Below are 18,169 nucleotides of genomic sequence, written 5' to 3' on the forward strand. Positions count from 1 at the left end.
AATAAGCTTTTGGCAGTAGGATAGTTCATCTTCCAATACATCAGTTGTGTTTTTGGCGGGGAACTTGTCCTTCATTGATTCATCTATTTTGTAAACGGCTTTTCTTAGCTTTTTGGACCGATCCATCAAGATTTCCTTGGGGGTCTTCTGATTATAGCGAGATTTCGTATGAGTGGCATCAACGATAATAGCTTTGCTTTTGATGATTTCCTTTTCGATCGCAATTTTTACGGTTTTATTGATCAACATATCCAAAAGGTTGAGATCTTTCAAACGCAGTTTGCGAAATTTGGTCAATGAACTCGGCTCAATAACTGCCTCTTCTGGTGCCATATGAAGAAAATACTTAAAAGACATGTCATATTTTGAACGCTCAACTACATCAACATCCGACAAGTCATAGATAGTCTTCAACAATAAATATTTGAACATCCGAATAGGGTCGATGGCATTTCGACCGTTATCAAGACAATATTTATCCTTTAAGTTCGTCATACAAAAAAGAGAAGTCAACCAGTTCGTTCATTTTTCTCAATAGATTATCCTTTGGTACGACTATATTATATATATCCATAAATGGACTGAGGATCATTGATTGTTGTTTTTGAATCATAGAACTCACCTACATGAAATTGATACTATAATTATAAAACAAAAAAGGTATAACTTCCTCTATATTATGAGGTGTTATACCTTTTTACTATAAGGACTTTTTCAGTGGCCTCGTAATTTCTGCGCTGTTTTTTATCTGGGAAGAACTTTTTCAATACAAAGAAGTTCGGGAGGATCATTAACCTGATTGGTCAAGCGTATATGAGCAACATTAAAGGTTTTTTGATTTAATGTTGCGGCAAAAGCTGCGAGAGCTTCTTTCTCCTCTTTTCCCCGTTCATGTCCCGGGTAGATAACTAATAAAATAAGGCCATCAGGCTCCAGAAGATCTAAACATTTCTGAACAGCTTGAAGTGTAGTGTCCTTTTTGGTTGTTATTTCATGATCTCCTTTAGGAAGATAGCCAAGATTAAACATAAATAAGCGAATTGGCTCCTTGATGTAAGAATCAATGGTCTCATGCCCATCACGAATTAAGACAGCTCTGTCCTGAAGCTTTAATTGCCCCAGCTTCTCTCTGGTATTTATAATTGCCTCTTCTTGAATATCGAAAGCATAAACCTTTCCTTCTTCTCCAACTAAGCCGCATAAGAAAGCAGTATCATTGCCGTTACCCATTGTGCAATCAGCCGCTTTGTCTCCCTGCCTTAATTTTAACTGACAAATTTGCTTTGCTAATTCAACAACGTTTTTAAACATGTTCCTTCTGTCATTCAAGAATAATCACTTCTTCATTAAAAATTCACACTACTGAAGTGAACCTATTATGTATAATTATACTCGAGGAAACTATGATAACAAGTTTCCAGCTCAATCCCCAAATGCTATTTAGACTCTCGATTTTCCTCGGCAGCAATCTGCCATTGAGCGCGAGCCATATTCAAGATCTTTGCTTCTTCATTACGCTTTGGATGTTCAATAATTTTGGAAAAGTAGGAAACGGCTTTAGTATATTGGCCAAGTCGGCGACTCAGCTCCCCGATCATAAATAAGATTCTCAGTTCAGACATTGAACTCCCGTTAAAATCGGAATAAAGATAAGATTCTTCATATTCCTGAAGGGCTAACTGCAAAAATCGCTGTTCATCGTTTTGCTTATTTTCTGTTCTGTATATCCAAGCCAACCGCAAACACAAACCAGCTAATACGGAATGTTTTTCTTTCTTCAGGGTAGCAGAATATATTGCCAATTTCAAGGTTTCAATACCTTTAGCTGTATCCCTGAGCTGTCCAAGATCGTGCTTTCTCCATTCATAGGATATTTTGGCTTTAATGATTTCTTTGGTTCCTGTAGGAAAGTTCTTGGAGAAATCATCCGAAAAGGCAAACCCACATTCCGGACAAACCCTAACATAGTAAAGATGCGGATTAGGTGTACCCTCTTTGTAATGGGGACAAAAGTCACTATCAATTTTATAAGGAACAGCAGACCTGGAACGTACTTTTAAAGTACTAAAACTATGTCCGCAGCAAAGACAGTTTACTTCTTTTTCATAAAAATCTTCCAATTACTTGCACTCCTTTTTTGAGGGACTCAGAAAACACTTTATAAATATATATCTAATTTCGACTCCATTAGCTCTAATTCCTGCATATTTTACAAATCCAATCGCTCTATACCAATAAATGGGTTAATTTCATACTAATGGTTTAACATTTTTTTAATACAAACTATATGGCTGGTGAGCAAATCTAAGCTATAATAGTGTATGAACGTTCTTCGATTTTCCAAAGCCCCTCTCAACGAGGGGACTTTTTATAAATAAGAAACGATATTGTTCAACGGTTGACTAAAGAAGGGCAGGTAGAAGGCAGCTTTGAAAATAGAAAAAAAACGTGTAACCTATTTTTCACGTAGCCGTTGGGTTCCATTATTTTTGGGAATTTTAATGCTTTTAGTCTTGGGCAGACTTATAGACCTGCAAATAGTTCAGGCTTCCGATCTCAAACAAAAAGGCATCGAGCGACGAACAAACGATGAAAAAGTCCAACCCCAAAGAGGTGCTATTTTTGATGCTCAAGGAAACGTTTTAGCTCAAAGTATTCCCGTCAAAGAAGTTTATGCAGATCCCAAAACGTTGAATGACTTAATTTCCAAGAAGCAATTTAAAAGCACTAAAGAAGACGTTGCTAAAAAACTCGGAAGTCTCTTAGGAATCGAGCCCCAGGACATATTATCCGACCTTAATAAAACTAAACTTTCTTGGATTAGTCTGGCACATCACGTTGATGTTAAAATTGCAGATCAGATTATGGCCTTAAAAATTCCTGGAGTCGGCCTGACTGATGAAGAGAAACGCGTAAATCCTATGGGTAGTTTTGCAGCCTCAGCACTGGGCATAGTAACTCAAGATGGCCATGGTGTGGAAGGGATAGAAAGCTATTACGACAAAGAGTTGTATGGTAAGCCGGGATTTATCTCCCAAGAAGAAGATACCCGAGCGCGTTCCATTTTAGGTGCTCCTTCTCAAGGAGAAGCTCCAATTCCCGGCGATAACCTTACTTTAACCCTTGATTCAACCATCCAATATTTAATTGAACAGCAGCTTGACAATTTGGAGCAAACAACTAAAGCTAAGAGTGTTACAATTTTAGCGATGGATCCGAAGACAGGGCGCATTTTGGGGATGGGATCTCGCCCGACCTTTGATCCCTCCAACTATCAAAAAGTAACCCCTGATGTCCGCCGTAACCTTGCCATAAGCATGACCTACGAACCAGGATCAACGTTTAAGACAGTTACAGGCTCAGCCGCTTTGGAAGAAGGAGTAATAACCCCGAATTCAGTATTCTATGACCCGGGATATCTTCAAGTTGGACCTAAAGTAATCACGAACTGGGATTCTAATATAGCGTCCCGAGGAAACACCACCTTTACTCAGGGGATGCAATCCTCCTCCAACGTTGTTCTTGCACAAGTCGGCTTGAAACTGGGGATGGGCACCTTCTATACTTATCTCAGAGCCTTTGGATTTGGCGCTAAAACCGGCATTGATATTTCAGGTGAAGAAAGCGGCATTCTTGTTCCTCAGAACAAAGCCCGAGAGCTTGACCTGGCAACCATGTCCTTCGGCCAAGCAAATTCAGTAACACCTATTCAATTATTAACAGCAATTTCGGCTATTGCTAATGGAGGAACTCTTTACAAGCCCTATATTGTTGACAAAATAACAACACCCGATGGGCAGTTAGTCAAACAGCAAAAACCAACACCGGTTCGACAGGTTATTTCTAAAGAAACTGCGACTCAAATGACACAAGTCTTAGAGCAGGTTGTTAACGACGGAACCGGGTATCTGGCCAAAATCCCGGGAATTAATGTAGCCGGTAAAACAGGAACTGCCCAAAAGATTGATCCGGCCACAGGAGATTATTCAAGCACAGATTATATCGCTTCATTTGCATCTTATGCCCCAGCCGAAAATCCTAAAATTGCCTTGCTAGTTATAGTAGATACCCCCAAAATGGCAGATGGAGAACATGACGGTGGTCCAATCTGCGCCCTTCCTGCCAAAGCCATCCTCGAGGGAACTCTGCAATACTACGGTATTCCAGTAGCCAGCAATACCCAAAGCGATGTTTCAATTTCTCCCACTGAAGCCTCTGTTCGTCCCTCTCCAAAACCTGTAACACCTGAACGTACACCAAGTGCCGAGGAAACCGTTGTCCCTGATTTAACCGGACTAACCATGCGTCAAGCCGGAAGTGTCCTGAAAAAATCAGAACTTCACTTTAATTTTTCCGGAAGCGGTCTGGCAAATCAGCAATCACCTGCTCCGGGAAAAGTAGTCACTAAAGGAACAATGGTTAATATCACCTTTTCACCTTTATCGTCTCCATAACGGTCGCTGGAATAAAAAGCCGTATCTTTCAGTAATGAATTTTACGGCTTTTTTGTTTTGCAGCTGAATAATGAATTATGATTGATGTCACTGCTGTTATTCGAGTGAGAGGAAATAGTTCCCAAAGGCATGAGAACCGCTCCCACTTGAAGTGGGAGTCACACGATTGGATAAAAAAGTACCGATTGCCCAAATCGGTACTTACTTCTTAACTATGTAAACTTTCGGACAATATTTTTAACTATTTTTCAATTCCGAAATACCTTAATATCAAAGGAAAAAGATCTACAATCCGGGGATGTTTTAAATCAAATGGCATTCCTGTCACAATCATAGGTACTGTCGAATCCTCTTTTTCCAACGAGCCATGGCTGCCTCCTCCAGGATGAGTTGGTGCCCCTTCTGCATAATACTCAAACCCCGAGAGGGCAGAAACAACCACGCGATCACCCTGACGTGCTTCCAAAGCAGAGATAAGCCTCGAAAAAGCATCGGGATATTTACCAAACTCAATCATTTTCCTGTCGGTCACTTTGGCATCTACCACGGATAAATCTCCATCATAAGACCAACTTTGCCCGTAAACATCCAGAATAGGCCCCCCGCGGGAAAAGGAAAGCTGACTCTTAGTACCGCCCTGTAGAACAGTGTATTTATTTTCAGCGATTTTCCAGGAAATTTGGGCATTCCTCACATCTCTCGACAAGATATCGACAACTTGAGGTAAAATTACCTCTCGTCGTTGTAAGACATAAATGAAAGTCATTCGCTCATTGGGACAGATAACAATTTCGTGATGTTCTTCAGCCTCTTCCATTGGCCGTAATCGTCTAAAGGTCTTTAAAGCCTGATCTAAATTGATCAGGTATTCTGAGCCTAGCCCTACCGTAGACTGCGCATGATCTCCTGTAACAATAATGGCTGTTTTCTCAAGAGCCATTTCCCAGGAACCGAACTCATTGAGAATGGAAGCAATCTGCTGATCTGCCAATTCTAAAGAGGGAGCTGTTCGCAAAGGGCCGTAATGGTGAGAATTCTTATCATTATCTGGAAAGTAAACAACTGTAAAATCCGGCAGTACCCCCTCCTGAACAAGCTGACGGGCTATTGCACCGGAAAAAACATCATTAAAACCAAAACGATGAAAAGGCCCCCTCGGATAAGCAGATAACCGCTCGGAAAAAGGCAAATGGACAAGCTGACCTAACGTTAGATGAGAAGGTCCAAAAACCTCTGGCTCTCGAAGTTGAAATCCCGTTGCCAAAGCAATTGAAAAGGGAAGTTTTGCCTTAAATGGCTGAGATGCACGGTGCATAAAAAGATTGATATTCCCCGAACTAACCCCGAAAGCTTCTAATACTTCGTAAAGTGTCGGCGTTTCCACAGCAAGATGCTCATTATTTAGCTTTAATAACAAATTACGAATAACCTTTTCTGTGCCGATCTTTAAAACATTTTGCCAGGTTGCACCATAATCGACTATTTTTCGTATCGTTTCATTATACCAAATAAACCCGGGAACGCCATGTCGATCAGGTCCTGCTCCAGTAATCATAGAACTCGTGGCCACAGGTGTCATAGTTGGGAACGTCGAAACTACCTCTTCTATATAAGTCCCATGTTCCGCTAAAAATGCCAGCGCCGGAGCATTTCCTTCTGCCAGAATTCTTCCTAAGACGGTCGGATGCAAAGAGTCTATCACAAATAAGATGGCCTTTTTCATGATCGACCCCCTTTAAAATGTCCTGTAGAATTCATTATAGCAAAGTTTTCTCCCACTTGTCACGGAACACTCATTATAACAACAGATATAACAACCGTTATAACTGTTGTTTAAGAATTTCTTAAGTTGTTTTTAAGAATGAAATGATAGTGTAATTACAATAAGACTAGTGAGGAGAGTTGGACATGAGCATCATTTCAAACCAGGGCACAAGCGCAGCCTTCTTTACCATGGTACTATTCGTCACGGCCTGGTATCATGTTAAAAAAACAAAACAACAACTCCAGCGACAGAAAAATAATTAACCTCGAGCAAAGGTTTTAGATAACTTGTTCAAAGTGACCGCCACTTCAGCTCCAAACAGCACAATAATGCAGGAAATATAGACCCAGAACGTAAACAGCATAATGAAAGTCAAACTCCCATAGATCATCTCATAGCGTCCTAAATGCTCAGTGTACCAAACAAAAGCCACTCGTGAAAGATATATTCCTATGGTTGAAATCAAAGCACCTGCCAAAAGGTAAGGGCTGCGAATAGTTTGGGACGGTAAAAATCTGTAACAAAAAAGACATGTCAAATACAACAGCAAAGGAAAGGCTAAATGAGATATCCCATGGAAAAGAGCCAACCATAAAGGGATACTCTGATTGGGAGTAAGGAAACTTTTTACGAGAGCCAGAGATACAATCGTTGCCAAGGAGGAAATAATCGTTAGGCTGACGAGAATCATCAGCATGCCAAAGCCAACGAGATACTGTCTAATAAAAGATCGTCTCTTGCGCACTTCCCAGATTGTATCTAAAATCCGCTGAAAGGATACAAAACCGCCCACAGTAGTCCATAGCAGCCCAATAATTCCAATAACCCCCACTTTGTTCGAACCCAATAAAACCAATCTGGACACGTTTTGCGAGAAATAAAGTTTAGCATCCGGCAAAGCTGGAACATATGACTGATAAACGGCCGATATGAAGTTCTGTACAGTCTCCTGAGGAATAAAAATTGAAGCACCGTAGATCAAAAGAAGCAGCAGCGGAATCATGGATGAAAAGCCAAAAAAAGCTATAACTGCTGCCAGAGAAGCAATATTATGTTCCATAATTGACGTCATTAAAGTTCGGACAAAAGTTATGACCTTTTGGACCATAATCATCTGTTAATCTCACCAGCCTCTTGGAACAACTCTGATCTAGCATTCCCAAGAAACTGTTCCTTAAGCCAAATGCTTCCTAGAAAAGTTTACCTTAGAGTTTTCGACTTCCCGGTTTTATGGCAGGGATTCCCTGAGCACAAAGGGGACACTCCTCAGCAGCATAAGACTCAATTTTGAGCTGAAGCATAGAACTCTGGGGCACGCCAAAATCCACTGTCCCACCGCTGCGATCAACCAAAACCCCAACTCCCACGGGAACAGCTCCCATCTCTTGAACCACCGCAATGACTTCACGTACAGATCCGCCTGTTGTGACAACATCTTCCACTACCAGAACCCGTTCCCCAGGTGAAAGCATAAACCCTCTGCGCAGCCGCATGATCCCATTTTCCCGTTCCGTGAACAAGGCACGTACTCCGAGAGCCTTGGCAACTTCATGAGCTACTAGGATCCCCCCCATAGCAGGTCCTATTACAGTTTGAATTTTGAAGTCCCGAAAGAAATCGGCTAAGCCTTCTGCTAAAACTGCCGCCCGGTCGGGATACTGCAAAACTTGCGCGCATTGCATATACTGCCTGCTGTGTTTTCCGGACGTTAGGAGGAAATGCCCCTCTAACAAGGCATTGCTTTTTCTGAATAAGTCAAGATATTCTTCAGTTTTAAGTGTCTTACTTTCCTTCTTCATCTGATTTTCCGTCATTGCTTTTGCTCCTTTTTTTCTTTTCTTTGCTTTTCTCTATGTCTTATCTTAACAGGGTTTTATCTTAACCATAATCTCTCTAAAGCTTGTCTGGGATCCTGGGCACGAGTAATCGGCCTGCCAACCACAAGATAAGAGCTGCCCGCAGCTAAGGCTTCGTGTGGAGTTAAAACGCGCATTTGATCATTCGCTTCACTCCAAGCCGGTCGAATTCCCGGTGTCACAATCAAAAATTCCGGCGCAGTATTCCTGCGAATCTCCTTGGCTTCCTGAGCAGAGGCGACAACACCATCCAGGCCCGCCTTTTCGGCAAGTCTGGCCAACATACCAACATGATCTTCCAGTTTACGCTCTACTCCTAACTCTTCACGAAATTGGTGTTCCGACATACTGGTTAGAACTGTCACTCCTATAACTTTGGGCACAACTTCCAACGTATCTCCTTCGTCATGAACCGCAGCAGCAGCTCGGGCCATCATCTCATAGCCTCCGCTGCAATGGACATTGATCATATCTACTCCTGCTTGCACAAATCCTCGTATAGCCCGTTCAACAGTCGTTGGAATATCATGCAATTTTAGATCCAAAAAAATTGGGAATCCCAGTGCCCTTAATTCGCGAATCATTGCCGGGCCGGTATAAGCATAAAGTTCCATGCCGACTTTCAGCCAACAGCCGCTGCCTTGGAGAGCATTTGCTAAGACAAGAGCTTCTTCCCGCCCTTTGACATCCAAGGCGACCATAATTCTCTTATTTAAGTTTCTATCCACTCATAGCCCTCCTTTTTTCTATCGCTGATGTTCTATTAGGATTCTTGAAAAATCTAACCTCGATGGGCTAAACCTACTAATTCCTGTACCGAAGAATACCCTCTTTGTTCACAGTAATTGCGGATTCCTTCAACCACGTCCAAAGGAGCCTGGGGGTTATAGAAATTCCCTGTACCGATGCTGACAGCCGTTGCACCGGCTAAGAGAAATTCCACCGCATCCTGCCAGGAAGTAATCCCTCCCATCCCGATGATGGGTAAATCTACTGCCTCAGCCACTTGCCAAACCATCCGCACAGCCACAGGCCGAATCGCCGGCCCGGAAAGCCCTCCAAAGGTATTCGCCAAAACTGGACGCTGAGAATTGAGGTCAATACTCATGCCTAAGAGTGTATTAATCAGAGAAAGCACATCGGCTCCCCCTCGCTGGACTGCTCGCGCCATCTCCACAATATCCGTTACATTAGGAGAAAGCTTGGCAATAATGGGCAAATCCGTTTCAGCCTTAACGGCAGCCATGACTTCCTGTGCACTCTTGGGATCTGTCCCAAAATGCATCCCGCCATGTTTCACATTGGGACAAGATATATTAACTTCCAGAGCCGTTATGCCCGACCCCTTTTTTAAAGCCCGAGCCATACAGGCATAATCATCCAGAGAAAACCCCGATATATTAGCGATTACCGCCGTAGGAATCTTGCTTAGTTTGGGCAGATAAGATTTCAGGAATTCCTCCAGTCCCGGATTTTCCAGTCCAACAGCATTTAAAAGACCCGCCGGAGTTTCTGCGAGACGCGGAACAGGATTGCCCAAGCGAGGAAGCGGCGTGATCCCCTTTAAGGTTATCCCTCCCAACGCTTCAAGAGGACAGTAAGCCAGATACTCCTCACCAAATCCATAGGTTCCCGAAGACGTGATTATAGGATTTCGGAGGGTAATTCCGCCAAGCTGAGTTGTCAGATCAACAGGTTTCATTCCAGACAACCTCCTCGCCCCTAAAGATCGGCCCGTCTAAACAAACTTTTTTATGAATTAAGCGGCCGGCCTTATCTTTTAAAGTACATACACATCCCAGACATGCTCCCACAGCACAGCCCATTCGTTCTTCCAAGGAAACTTCTATGGGAACATCAAACCTTTGGCAGAGTTCAGTAACGCTTTGCATCATTCCTTTGGGACCGCAAGCAGCCACACTTACTCTGACTTCATTGGCTTCGGGTTTTGAGTCTGCCGGTTTAATTTGAGTTAACGCGCTATGAAGAGGTTCCGTTACTAAGCCCTTTTCGCCAAGGCTCCCGTCCAAGGTGCTGAGGCTTGTTTTTATTTCCAATTCCTTCCACGATGCCAATCCGGCACTTTCCATAAAGGACTTGCACTCTCCTCCCCAAAATAGCCGCACTTTCAAACCTTGACTAAGAGCACGCTGAGCTAAAGCAAACAATGGAAAAATGCCAATCCCTCCGGCAACCAACCAAAGTTCTCCCTCTTCAGGCAGTGAAAAACCATTTCCTAAAGGGCCCATGATACTAAGACTATCTCCGCAGCGAGCCTGAGCTAAAATTTCCGTTCCCCTGCCTTTAATTCTGTAAAGGAGCGTGATCTCATCACGCTCCGGAGAAATTTCGGCAATACTAATGGGGCGCCGCAATAAGGGATCAAAGGAAGCCCGCGCGGAATCCTGAACCTGAACCGTTACGAATTGTCCCGCCTGGGCAGTTTGAGCAGCAGGTCCTTGAAGAACCAGCCGTCTAAGCTTTTGATCAGTGTTGCCCAATTGTTCATGACTAACGACCAATCCCTGAGAAAGCATAGCATTCTCTCCTTTCTAAGGATACATTAAACTGTTCAGCTAAAGCTGAAGATCGGTGCTTCGGTGACGAAAGGGCCACCGAAGCAAGGTACGCAAACCACTCACACTTCGAAGTGGTAATCTTGATTGATAATAAGGTTCGCAAAATTGCGTGTCTGAGAATGATTATTTGTTTTCCACATCGTTACTTAGAGCGGCAGGAGACTGGGAGAAATGCTTTCCAAGACATGAAGCAGGGCCGCCGCCGTATCCAAACTCGTAAAACAAGGAATCCCATACTCTACTGCCGCTCTCCGGATGGCAAAGCCATCGCTTTCCTGAACCCGGCCATGAGTCGTCGAATTTACGACATATTGAATTTTTTGTTTCCGGATCCCCTCAATAATTTCATCGGAACCGTCATGAATCTTGGCAATCGGATCAACTCTTATTCCCTTATTCTTTAAATAGCGAGCCGTTCCTTCTGTAGCTAAGATACGAAAGCCAAGTTCCACAAAACGGCGGACGAGATCGACCCCTTCAGCTTTATCTCTATCCGCCAGGGTGACAAGTACCGTCCCGTAAGGGGTAAAGGAAAGCCCCGCACTTAAGAGCGCTTTATACAGTGCCTTTTCATAAGTCCTGTCCATCCCCATCACTTCTCCGGTGGATTTCATTTCCGGTCCTAAAGAAGGTTCAACCTTTTGCAGCTTGGAAAAGGAAAATACCGGCGCCTTGACTGCAACTCGATTCTCCAGCGGCCAAAGACCATGGGGTATTCCAATGTCCTCCCAACCCCTGCCTAAGATCACTTGGGTTCCCCAATCCACGATGGGTACGCCTGTAACTTTGCTCAAAAAGGGCACCGTTCTGCTGGACCTCGGGTTAACTTCCAGAACAAAGAGTTCCTTCTGATAAATAACATATTGAATATTTAAAAGGCCCTTAATGTTTAACGAACGTGCTAAGGACTCTGTCAGAGTAATAATTTTATGGCGCATAGCCTCTTCTAAGGATTGGGGAGGATAGACAGCAATCGAATCTCCCGAATGGACTCCTGCCCGTTCTAAATGCTCCATAATACCGGGAATAAAGACGTTCTCACCATCGGAAACTGCGTCAACCTCCACTTCCTTGCCGAGGAGATATTGATCCATCCAGATTTCTTGATCGGAAGAAGCACTGAAAGCACGCTTGACAACAAACTCTAACTCTTTCTCTTCATAGACGATTTCCATGGCCCGTCCGCCAAGAACGTATGAGGGACGAACAACTAAGGGGAAGCCTATCCGTTCTGCCACTTGACGAACCTCTTCCATAGTTGTTGCTCCTCCGCCTCGCGGCCGCTTAGCCCCTAATTCCTGTAAAACGCGATCAAAGGTTCCTCTCTCTTCTGCCCGGTCAATGTTTTCTACACTGGTGCCTAAAATACGATAGCCCCGTCTCTCTAAGCTGCCGGCTAAACTAATGGCCGTCTGCCCGCCAAACTGAACGATAACACCCTCAGGTCGTTCTTTATCGAGAATCGCCGAAACATCCTCCAGCGTCAAAGGTTCAAAATAGAGTCGGTCAGCAGTATCAAAGTCTGTAGAAACAGTTTCGGGATTATTATTGATAATAATACTCTCATACCCTCTCCGCCTCAAGGCCAAGACGGCATGCACGGAACAGTAATCGAACTCGATCCCTTGGCCAATCCGAATCGGGCCCGACCCTAGGACGACCACCTTAGGCTTCCTATGGACTTCTCCTTCATCTTCAACATCATAGCTGGAGTAAAAATAAGGAGTCGTCGCTTCAAACTCTCCGGCACAAGTGTCAACCATTTTAAATACGGGTAAAATTCCGTTCTTACGTCTAAAATAATAGATTTCATCTTCTGTGCAATGCCAGAACTCTGCAAGTTCAGAATCAGAAAAGCCCAATCGTTTACCTTTTCTTAATTTCTCTGTATCCCAAGGGAACCTTTTTAAAACTTCGGCAAAGTCTGTCAAACGTTTAATGATCATGAGAAAGTAGGTGTTCCAGCCTGTAAGATTGGTAAGTTCCTCGAGGGGCCATCCTCGTCTTATTCCTTCGGCCAGAACAAACAATTGGCGATCATCCGGGTGCTGACAGGCAGTTTTAAGCTCCTCATTCCTTAAATTCTCCAGTTCTTGCCAAAGAACACCGGATACTTTAATATCCAGCGAGCGAATAGCCTTCAGCAAGGCCGTTTCTAAATTCCTGCCAATGCCCATAACTTCTCCGGTAGCTTTCATCTGCGTGCCTAATTTGCGGTCCGCATCTGTAAATTTATCAAAAGGCCAACGCGGAATTTTAACAACAACATAATCTAAGGCCGGTTCAAAACAGGCAGAAGTTTTACCCGTTACGGCATTTCTTAGTTCCGTCAAAGCGTACCCCAGAGCGATTTTCGCTGCAACCTTAGCGATAGGGTAGCCTGTCGCTTTGGATGCAAGAGCACTGGAACGGCTGAGTCGAGGATTAACCTCAATAACTACATATTCCATCGTCGACGGATGAAGAGCAAACTGAACATTGCAGCCTCCCTCAATTCCCAAACCATTGACAATCCTGCGGGAAGCACTGCGCAGCATCTGAACTTCGCGATCGGTTAATGTTTGACAGGGCGCAACAACGATGCTGTCTCCCGTATGTATCCCCACAGGATCCATATTCTCCATATGGCAGATAGTAATACAGTTGCCAATACCGTCCCGCAAAACCTCAAACTCGATTTCCTTCCAACCGGCGACACTGCGTTCGACGAGTATCTGACTAATCAGACTTGCTTGCAGACCACTTCGGGCAATCTGTTCCAGTTCCTCATCACTTTCAACGATTCCGCCTCCCGTCCCCCCCAGAGTGAAAGCAGGACGCACAATCAAGGGATAACCCGTTTCCCCGGCAAACTTCAGAGCGTCCTCGATATTATCTACGATTTTGCTCTCAGGGATAGGTTCGCCTAAGCGCTGCATTAACTCCCGAAAACTTTCACGGTCTTCGGCTTGGTCAATGCTCTGCAAGGAAGTCCCCATCAGCGTGACACCACAACGTTCCAACACTCCGCGTTTTGCCAGTTGATAAGCTAAGTTAAGACCCGTCTGTCCGCCCATGGTCGGGATTAAACCGTCAGGTCTCTCTCGTTCGATAATCCGCTCTACGGATTCTACAGTCAAAGGTTCAATGTAAATCCGATCTGCCGTCTCGCGATCTGTCATAATGGTCGCCGGATTAGAATTGACCAGAATAACTTCAATTCCCTCTTCGCGTATTGCCCGACATGCCTGAGTTCCGGCGTAATCAAACTCAGCCGCCTGCCCAATTACAATGGGACCTGAACCAATAACCAAAACTTTTCTCCACTCTTGCTTGGGCATTACCTTCTCCCCTTCCTCAGGCTATTTTCGTCCACCATTTTCGTAAAATGATTAAAAATCTCACTATTTTCCTCAGGGCCGGGAGCCCCTTCCGGATGAAACTGGACGGATATTACCGGATATGTTGTATGCTCCATTCCTTCTACCGTTCCATCATTAAGATTACGCATGGCCACTTCAAAACCGGATCCTTTTAAAGAATCTTCCCTCACTGCATAACCATGATTTTGTGAAGTCATCGTTGCTTTACCTGTTCGCAGATCAAGGACCGGATGATTCCCTCCACGATGTCCATAAGGCAGTTTATAGGTCTCCCCGCCGGCCGCCAGAGCGAGAAGCTGATGCCCTAAACAGATACCTAAAACAGGCAGCTTATCATACAATTGACGGACCACATCAACGACTTCAGGCAGCTCGCTGGGATCTCCGGGGCCATTGCTTAAGACCAACCCCCTTGGGCGCTGCCTTAAGACTTCCTCAGCTGTTGATCCTGCCGGGAATACCATGATTCGATAGCCTCTCTGCTGCAGAGAGCGAAGAATATTTCGTTTGGCTCCAAAGTCAAGCAGGGCTATTAAAGGACCTGACCCCGGGATTTCATAAACTTCCTTAACTGTTGAACGATATACCCAATGTTCATTCGAACTGTCTTTCTGCTTCTGCCAAAAATCAAGCCCTTCTTCTCTTGTCTCAGTTAAAACTCCCGGCAAGGTGCCAAATTCCCTTAGATAGCGCGTCAGTGCTCTCGTATCAACACCTTTTAGTCCTCGAACATCATGCTGCTGACAATAGTCTTCCAAAGACCCCTCAGCATGCAGACTTCCCTCACCTTGAGAAAGCTCACGCACGATAAGCCCTTGCAGACGAGTTTTGTCAGCTTCATTTTCTTCATGATGCCAGCCATAATTTCCGATTTGTGGCTGAGTGAGTACCAGAATCTGCCCGGCATAGGATAAATCCGTAATCATCTCCTGATATCCACTCATGGACGTATTAAAGACTACTTCCCTTGCTGCCAATGAGGAAGAACATTTCTCCCACGCTCCAAACGTTTCCCCCTCAAAGGTTGTCCCATCCATAAAAACGAGATAAGCCACCTCGACACTCCCTCTCAACTCTCATAACATTTTAGGCCTTAAATTAAATAATACTAAGCAATGTTTCTCCATTAATTACAGAAGCATACGGTTTCTTTGGACTAACCGGCCCTCCACCCAGACCATCACTGGAAAACCTTGCAGGGTTTTTCCCAAAAATGGTGTATTTCTGGCTTTGGATACTAAATTGCTCGGCTCGATAACTTCCTTATAGCCCGGATCAAAAAGGACCATATCCGCAGGAGTTCCCGGCTTAAGCGTTCCTCCCTTTAACCCGAAGCGCTCAGCCGGAGAATAACTCCAGGCCTCAATTACCCGCTCCCAGGAAAGTTTTCCAGTGAGCACCAGATACTGATAGACAGCACTCAGAGCCGTTTCCAAGCTGGCAATACCAAAGGGAGCTTCGGCAAAAGGACGCGCTTTTTCTGCCTGGGTATGCGGGGCATGGTCTGTCGCAATCATATCGATAGTTCCATCCTGAAGCCCTTCAATAAGTGCTGCCCGGTCTTCTTGGGAAGCCAGCGGCGGATTTACCTTAAGGGCAGTATCTGTAAGATGAATATCTTCGTCACAGAATATAAGATGGTGAGGATTAACTTCCGCAGTGACATTCACGCCCCTTGCTTTCGCCCTTCGAATCAACTCCACGCTTTCCGCTGTAGAAATATGCGCTAAATGGAGTTTTCCGCCTGTTTCTTCTGTTAAAATCAAGTCTCGGGCAACAATGACACTTTCAGCGCTGGCCGGGATTCCTTTGAGTCCCATGCGCCCCGAGGCTCTTCCTCTGCGCATAAGTCCGTCTCCGGCTAAATAGTTGTCTTCACAATGGCTGATGATCGGCAGTCCTGTTAATTTAACATATTCTAAGGCCAGTCTCATAACTTCCGCATTCTGAATATTTTTTCCGTCATCCGAAAAGGCGACAACTCCGCCTTCTTTCATATCCGCCATCTCAACAAGTTCTTCGCCTTGCATCCCTTTAGTTACAGTTCCAATGGGCAGAACATGAGCATATCCGGCTCGTTCACCTTGAAGACGTACAAACTCCGCCAGGGCCCGCTTGTCAATAACCGGTTGTGTGTTAGCCATAGCTAAAATCGTCGTGAACCCTCCACGCACGGCAGCGCGAGAACCGCTTAAGATATCCTCTTTATCTTCCTGCCCCGGTTCACGCAAATGAGTATGAACATCGATTAAGCCTGGGAAAAGGAGCTTGCCCTGCCCGTCAATTGTCTCTATAGCTTCGCCCTGTACTTTAAATTGAACCTCTTCATCAGTCAGGGACGAGGAAATTGCCAGGATTTTTCCTTCTTTAACAAGAACACTCTGCGCACTCGCTAGTTTTTGACTAGGATCAACAACCCATACATCTTTAAGCCACAACATTAGCGGACCCTCCAATCAAGAGATAGATTAAGGCCATACGAATTGCCACACCGTTTGTCACCTGACGCTCAATTAAGGCTTGAGCACTGTCTGCCACCTCATCGGAAATTTCCACACCGCGGTTCATCGGACCGGGATGCATAACCACGCTTTGTTTACCGGTCTTCTTTAAGCGTTCACTCGTTAAACCATAAAGATGGCTGTATTCCCGCAGGCTGGGAAACAGTCCGCTTTTTTGCCGTTCCAATTGTAAACGCAGAGCCATCACCACATCGGCGCCCGGCAAAACGCTGTCCAAATCATGAGTCAGTTTAACCCCCAAGCCCCCCATCTCCGCCGGTGCCAAAGTCGGAGGACCCACCAAGGTAACATTGACTCCAAGTTTTCTCAGGCCCCAGACATTGCTCCGGGCCACACGAGAATGTAAAACGTCCCCAACAATAACCACATTTTTCCCTTCCAGGTCTCCCAGCTTTTCCTCCATCGTAAAAATATCCAGTAAAGCTTGGGTCGGATGTTCATGTTGACCATCTCCCGCGTTAATAACCCCTGCATCAAGAATATCCGCCAAAAAGCTTGCCGACCCCGAACTTGAATGTCTAAGAATGACTAAATCAGCGCGCATGGCCTGAATAGTTTTGGCAGTATCGTACAAGCTTTCTCCTTTGCTCACACTGCTTTGAGCTACAGCAATGCTTGTTGTATCCGCGCCTAAGACTTTAGCCGCCATTTCGAAGGACGTTCTTGTCCTTGTACTAGCTTCATAAAAAAGATTGACAACGGATTTTCCCTTAAGTGTCGGCAGTTTTTTAATGGGCCGCATCAAAATCCCCTTCATCACTTTTGCTGTCTGCAAAATCTGGCGAATTTCTTCCACATCCATCTCTTCTAACCCAAGAACGTCTTTACGCTGCAATTTCATCGTAACCCTCCTAATAATGCTGTCACTTTTTGGTATCCCCTTCGCTGCAACTTTTATCCAAAAACCAGATTGAGACTGAAAAAATCAAAAGTCCTCTCCCAAGAAGGGAGAGGACTAAAACAGGCATAGCCAAAAATCCTACTCGCCCCTTGCCCATCTCTCTGGATGGTATTTAAAGGGTTAGGTCATATTTTATTGGTATTCACTTGTTAACTTGCAATTAAACCCGTTCCAGGAGAAGTACCTCTTCTGCTTCATCAACTTCCTGCAAACAAACTGCGACGATTTCCCGGCGAGACGTAGGCAGGTTTTTGCCGACATAATCTGCGCGAATAGGAAGTTCCCGATGTCCGCGATCAACTAAGACAGCAAGCTGAATCCGCTCCGGCCGGCCTAAATCCATAGTGGCATCTAAAGCAGCACGGGCAGTACGTCCGGTATACAAAACATCGTCAATCAGTATTACCGTTTTCCCTTCAATGCTAACCGGGACATCCGTTTCATGGACAACCGGCTGAACATCAATCGTACTCAAATCATCCCGATACAGTGTTATATCCAAAATCCCCAGGGGTAACTGTACTCCTTCAAATTCCAGGATATACTTTTGGATACGCTCTGCTAAAGGTACGCCCCGACGCCGAATCCCTACTAAAATTAGTTTATCCGTTCCTTTATTTTTCTCCACAATTTCATGGGCAATCCTGATAACCGCCCGCCGAATTCCATCAGCATCTAATATCTTGCTTTTAACCGTTCCCTCCAAAGTATCCATCCCCTTCCTTCTGGA

At 44.7% G+C, this 18,169-nt stretch carries 14 protein-coding genes and 1 pseudogene; 1 reads left to right on the plus strand and 14 read right to left on the minus strand.

Annotation, left to right across the window (positions count from 1 at the left end):
• From DEAC_RS14195 to DEAC_RS14205, 3 genes and pseudogenes are all read right to left on the minus strand, one after another.
• A pseudogene (locus DEAC_RS14195) lies at window positions 1-613 on the minus strand (transposase); the annotation flags it as partial.
• A gap of 131 nt (window positions 614-744) precedes the next feature.
• The gene (gene mnmM / locus DEAC_RS14200) at window positions 745-1,311 is read right to left on the minus strand and encodes a tRNA 5-(aminomethyl)-2-thiouridylate-methyltransferase MnmM (protein WP_200903141.1); all 567 of its coding nucleotides are present in this window, start codon (window positions 1,309-1,311) and stop codon (window positions 745-747) included.
• 125 nt (window positions 1,312-1,436) lie between these two features.
• Window positions 1,437-2,120 carry a DUF2225 domain-containing protein gene (locus DEAC_RS14205; RefSeq protein WP_047810741.1) on the minus strand — a complete coding sequence of 228 codons (684 nt, stop codon included), beginning with the start codon at window positions 2,118-2,120 and terminating at the stop codon, window positions 1,437-1,439.
• Window positions 2,121-2,501: 381 nt separating this feature from the next.
• Here DEAC_RS14205 and DEAC_RS14210 point away from each other — a divergent pair, with 381 nt between their 5' ends.
• Window positions 2,502-4,454, plus strand: a complete 1,953-nt coding sequence (locus DEAC_RS14210; RefSeq protein ID WP_047810926.1) for a penicillin-binding protein — start codon at window positions 2,502-2,504, stop codon at window positions 4,452-4,454.
• 241 nt (window positions 4,455-4,695) lie between these two features.
• On the opposite strand, the gene DEAC_RS14215 is transcribed toward DEAC_RS14210, so the two are convergent.
• The 11 genes from DEAC_RS14215 to pyrR all read right to left on the minus strand — a co-directional run bounded on the left by DEAC_RS14215 (window position 4,696) and on the right by pyrR (window position 18,145).
• A complete protein-coding gene (locus tag DEAC_RS14215) occupies window positions 4,696-6,177 on the minus strand; it encodes an alkaline phosphatase family protein (protein ID WP_047810742.1) in 1,482 nt (493 codons plus the stop codon).
• Between the two features lie 301 nt (window positions 6,178-6,478).
• Window positions 6,479-7,333, minus strand: coding sequence for a YihY/virulence factor BrkB family protein (locus DEAC_RS14220; RefSeq protein ID WP_047810743.1), 855 nt, complete (start codon window positions 7,331-7,333; stop codon window positions 6,479-6,481).
• A gap of 91 nt (window positions 7,334-7,424) precedes the next feature.
• Window positions 7,425-8,033 (minus strand): orotate phosphoribosyltransferase, encoded by a 609-nt coding sequence (pyrE, locus tag DEAC_RS14225; RefSeq protein WP_427846268.1) that lies wholly within the window; start codon window positions 8,031-8,033, stop codon window positions 7,425-7,427.
• Between the two features lie 59 nt (window positions 8,034-8,092).
• Window positions 8,093-8,776 carry an orotidine-5'-phosphate decarboxylase gene (gene pyrF, locus DEAC_RS14230; protein ID WP_047810928.1) on the minus strand — a complete coding sequence of 228 codons (684 nt, stop codon included), beginning with the start codon at window positions 8,774-8,776 and terminating at the stop codon, window positions 8,093-8,095.
• 80 nt (window positions 8,777-8,856) lie between these two features.
• The gene (locus DEAC_RS14235; protein WP_047810744.1) at window positions 8,857-9,777 is read right to left on the minus strand and encodes a dihydroorotate dehydrogenase; all 921 of its coding nucleotides are present in this window, start codon (window positions 9,775-9,777) and stop codon (window positions 8,857-8,859) included.
• Window positions 9,764-10,612, minus strand: coding sequence for a dihydroorotate dehydrogenase electron transfer subunit (locus DEAC_RS14240; RefSeq protein ID WP_047810745.1), 849 nt, complete (start codon window positions 10,610-10,612; stop codon window positions 9,764-9,766). The genes DEAC_RS14235 and DEAC_RS14240 overlap by 14 nt, the downstream gene beginning before the upstream one ends.
• A 188-nt stretch (window positions 10,613-10,800) precedes the next feature.
• Complete coding sequence (gene carB, locus DEAC_RS14245) at window positions 10,801-13,974, minus strand: carbamoyl-phosphate synthase large subunit (RefSeq protein WP_047810746.1); 3,174 nt, start codon at window positions 13,972-13,974, stop codon at window positions 10,801-10,803.
• Window positions 13,974-15,071 carry a glutamine-hydrolyzing carbamoyl-phosphate synthase small subunit gene (carA, locus tag DEAC_RS14250; protein ID WP_047810747.1) on the minus strand — a complete coding sequence of 366 codons (1,098 nt, stop codon included), beginning with the start codon at window positions 15,069-15,071 and terminating at the stop codon, window positions 13,974-13,976. The genes carB and carA overlap by 1 nt, the downstream gene beginning before the upstream one ends.
• A 75-nt stretch (window positions 15,072-15,146) precedes the next feature.
• Window positions 15,147-16,457, minus strand: a complete 1,311-nt coding sequence (locus tag DEAC_RS14255; RefSeq protein WP_047810748.1) for a dihydroorotase — start codon at window positions 16,455-16,457, stop codon at window positions 15,147-15,149.
• The gene (locus tag DEAC_RS14260; RefSeq protein WP_047810749.1) at window positions 16,444-17,379 is read right to left on the minus strand and encodes an aspartate carbamoyltransferase catalytic subunit; all 936 of its coding nucleotides are present in this window, start codon (window positions 17,377-17,379) and stop codon (window positions 16,444-16,446) included. Before DEAC_RS14260 ends, DEAC_RS14255 begins: the two co-directional genes overlap by 14 nt.
• Window positions 17,380-17,599: 220 nt before the next feature.
• Window positions 17,600-18,145, minus strand: a complete 546-nt coding sequence (pyrR, locus tag DEAC_RS14265) for a bifunctional pyr operon transcriptional regulator/uracil phosphoribosyltransferase PyrR (RefSeq protein ID WP_047810929.1) — start codon at window positions 18,143-18,145, stop codon at window positions 17,600-17,602.
• Between the last annotated feature and the right edge of the window lie 24 nt (window positions 18,146-18,169).

Source organism: Desulfosporosinus acididurans (genome assembly GCF_001029285.1).
GTDB lineage: Bacteria > Bacillota > Desulfitobacteriia > Desulfitobacteriales > Desulfitobacteriaceae > Desulfosporosinus > Desulfosporosinus acididurans.

Excerpts from the sequence above, each read along its gene's own strand:
- pyrE (WP_427846268.1), bottom strand. The coding sequence starts at position 8,033 with ATGACGGAAAATCAGATGAAGAAGGAAAGTAAGACACTTAAAACTGAA.
- pyrF (WP_047810928.1), bottom strand. The coding sequence starts at position 8,776 with ATGGTCGCCTTGGATGTCAAAGGGCGGGAAGAAGCTCTTGTCTTAGCA.
- DEAC_RS14260 (WP_047810749.1), bottom strand. The coding sequence starts at position 17,379 with ATGAAATTGCAGCGTAAAGACGTTCTTGGGTTAGAAGAGATGGATGTG.
- DEAC_RS14210 (WP_047810926.1), top strand. The coding sequence starts at position 2,502 with ATGCTTTTAGTCTTGGGCAGACTTATAGACCTGCAAATAGTTCAGGCT.
- DEAC_RS14220 (WP_047810743.1), bottom strand. The coding sequence starts at position 7,333 with ATGATTATGGTCCAAAAGGTCATAACTTTTGTCCGAACTTTAATGACG.
- DEAC_RS14235 (WP_047810744.1), bottom strand. The coding sequence starts at position 9,777 with ATGAAACCTGTTGATCTGACAACTCAGCTTGGCGGAATTACCCTCCGA.
- DEAC_RS14255 (WP_047810748.1), bottom strand. The coding sequence starts at position 16,457 with ATGTTGTGGCTTAAAGATGTATGGGTTGTTGATCCTAGTCAAAAACTA.
- DEAC_RS14240 (WP_047810745.1), bottom strand. The coding sequence starts at position 10,612 with ATGCTTTCTCAGGGATTGGTCGTTAGTCATGAACAATTGGGCAACACT.
- carB (WP_047810746.1), bottom strand. The coding sequence starts at position 13,974 with ATGCCCAAGCAAGAGTGGAGAAAAGTTTTGGTTATTGGTTCAGGTCCC.
- mnmM (WP_200903141.1), bottom strand. The coding sequence starts at position 1,311 with ATGTTTAAAAACGTTGTTGAATTAGCAAAGCAAATTTGTCAGTTAAAA.
- DEAC_RS14215 (WP_047810742.1), bottom strand. The coding sequence starts at position 6,177 with ATGAAAAAGGCCATCTTATTTGTGATAGACTCTTTGCATCCGACCGTC.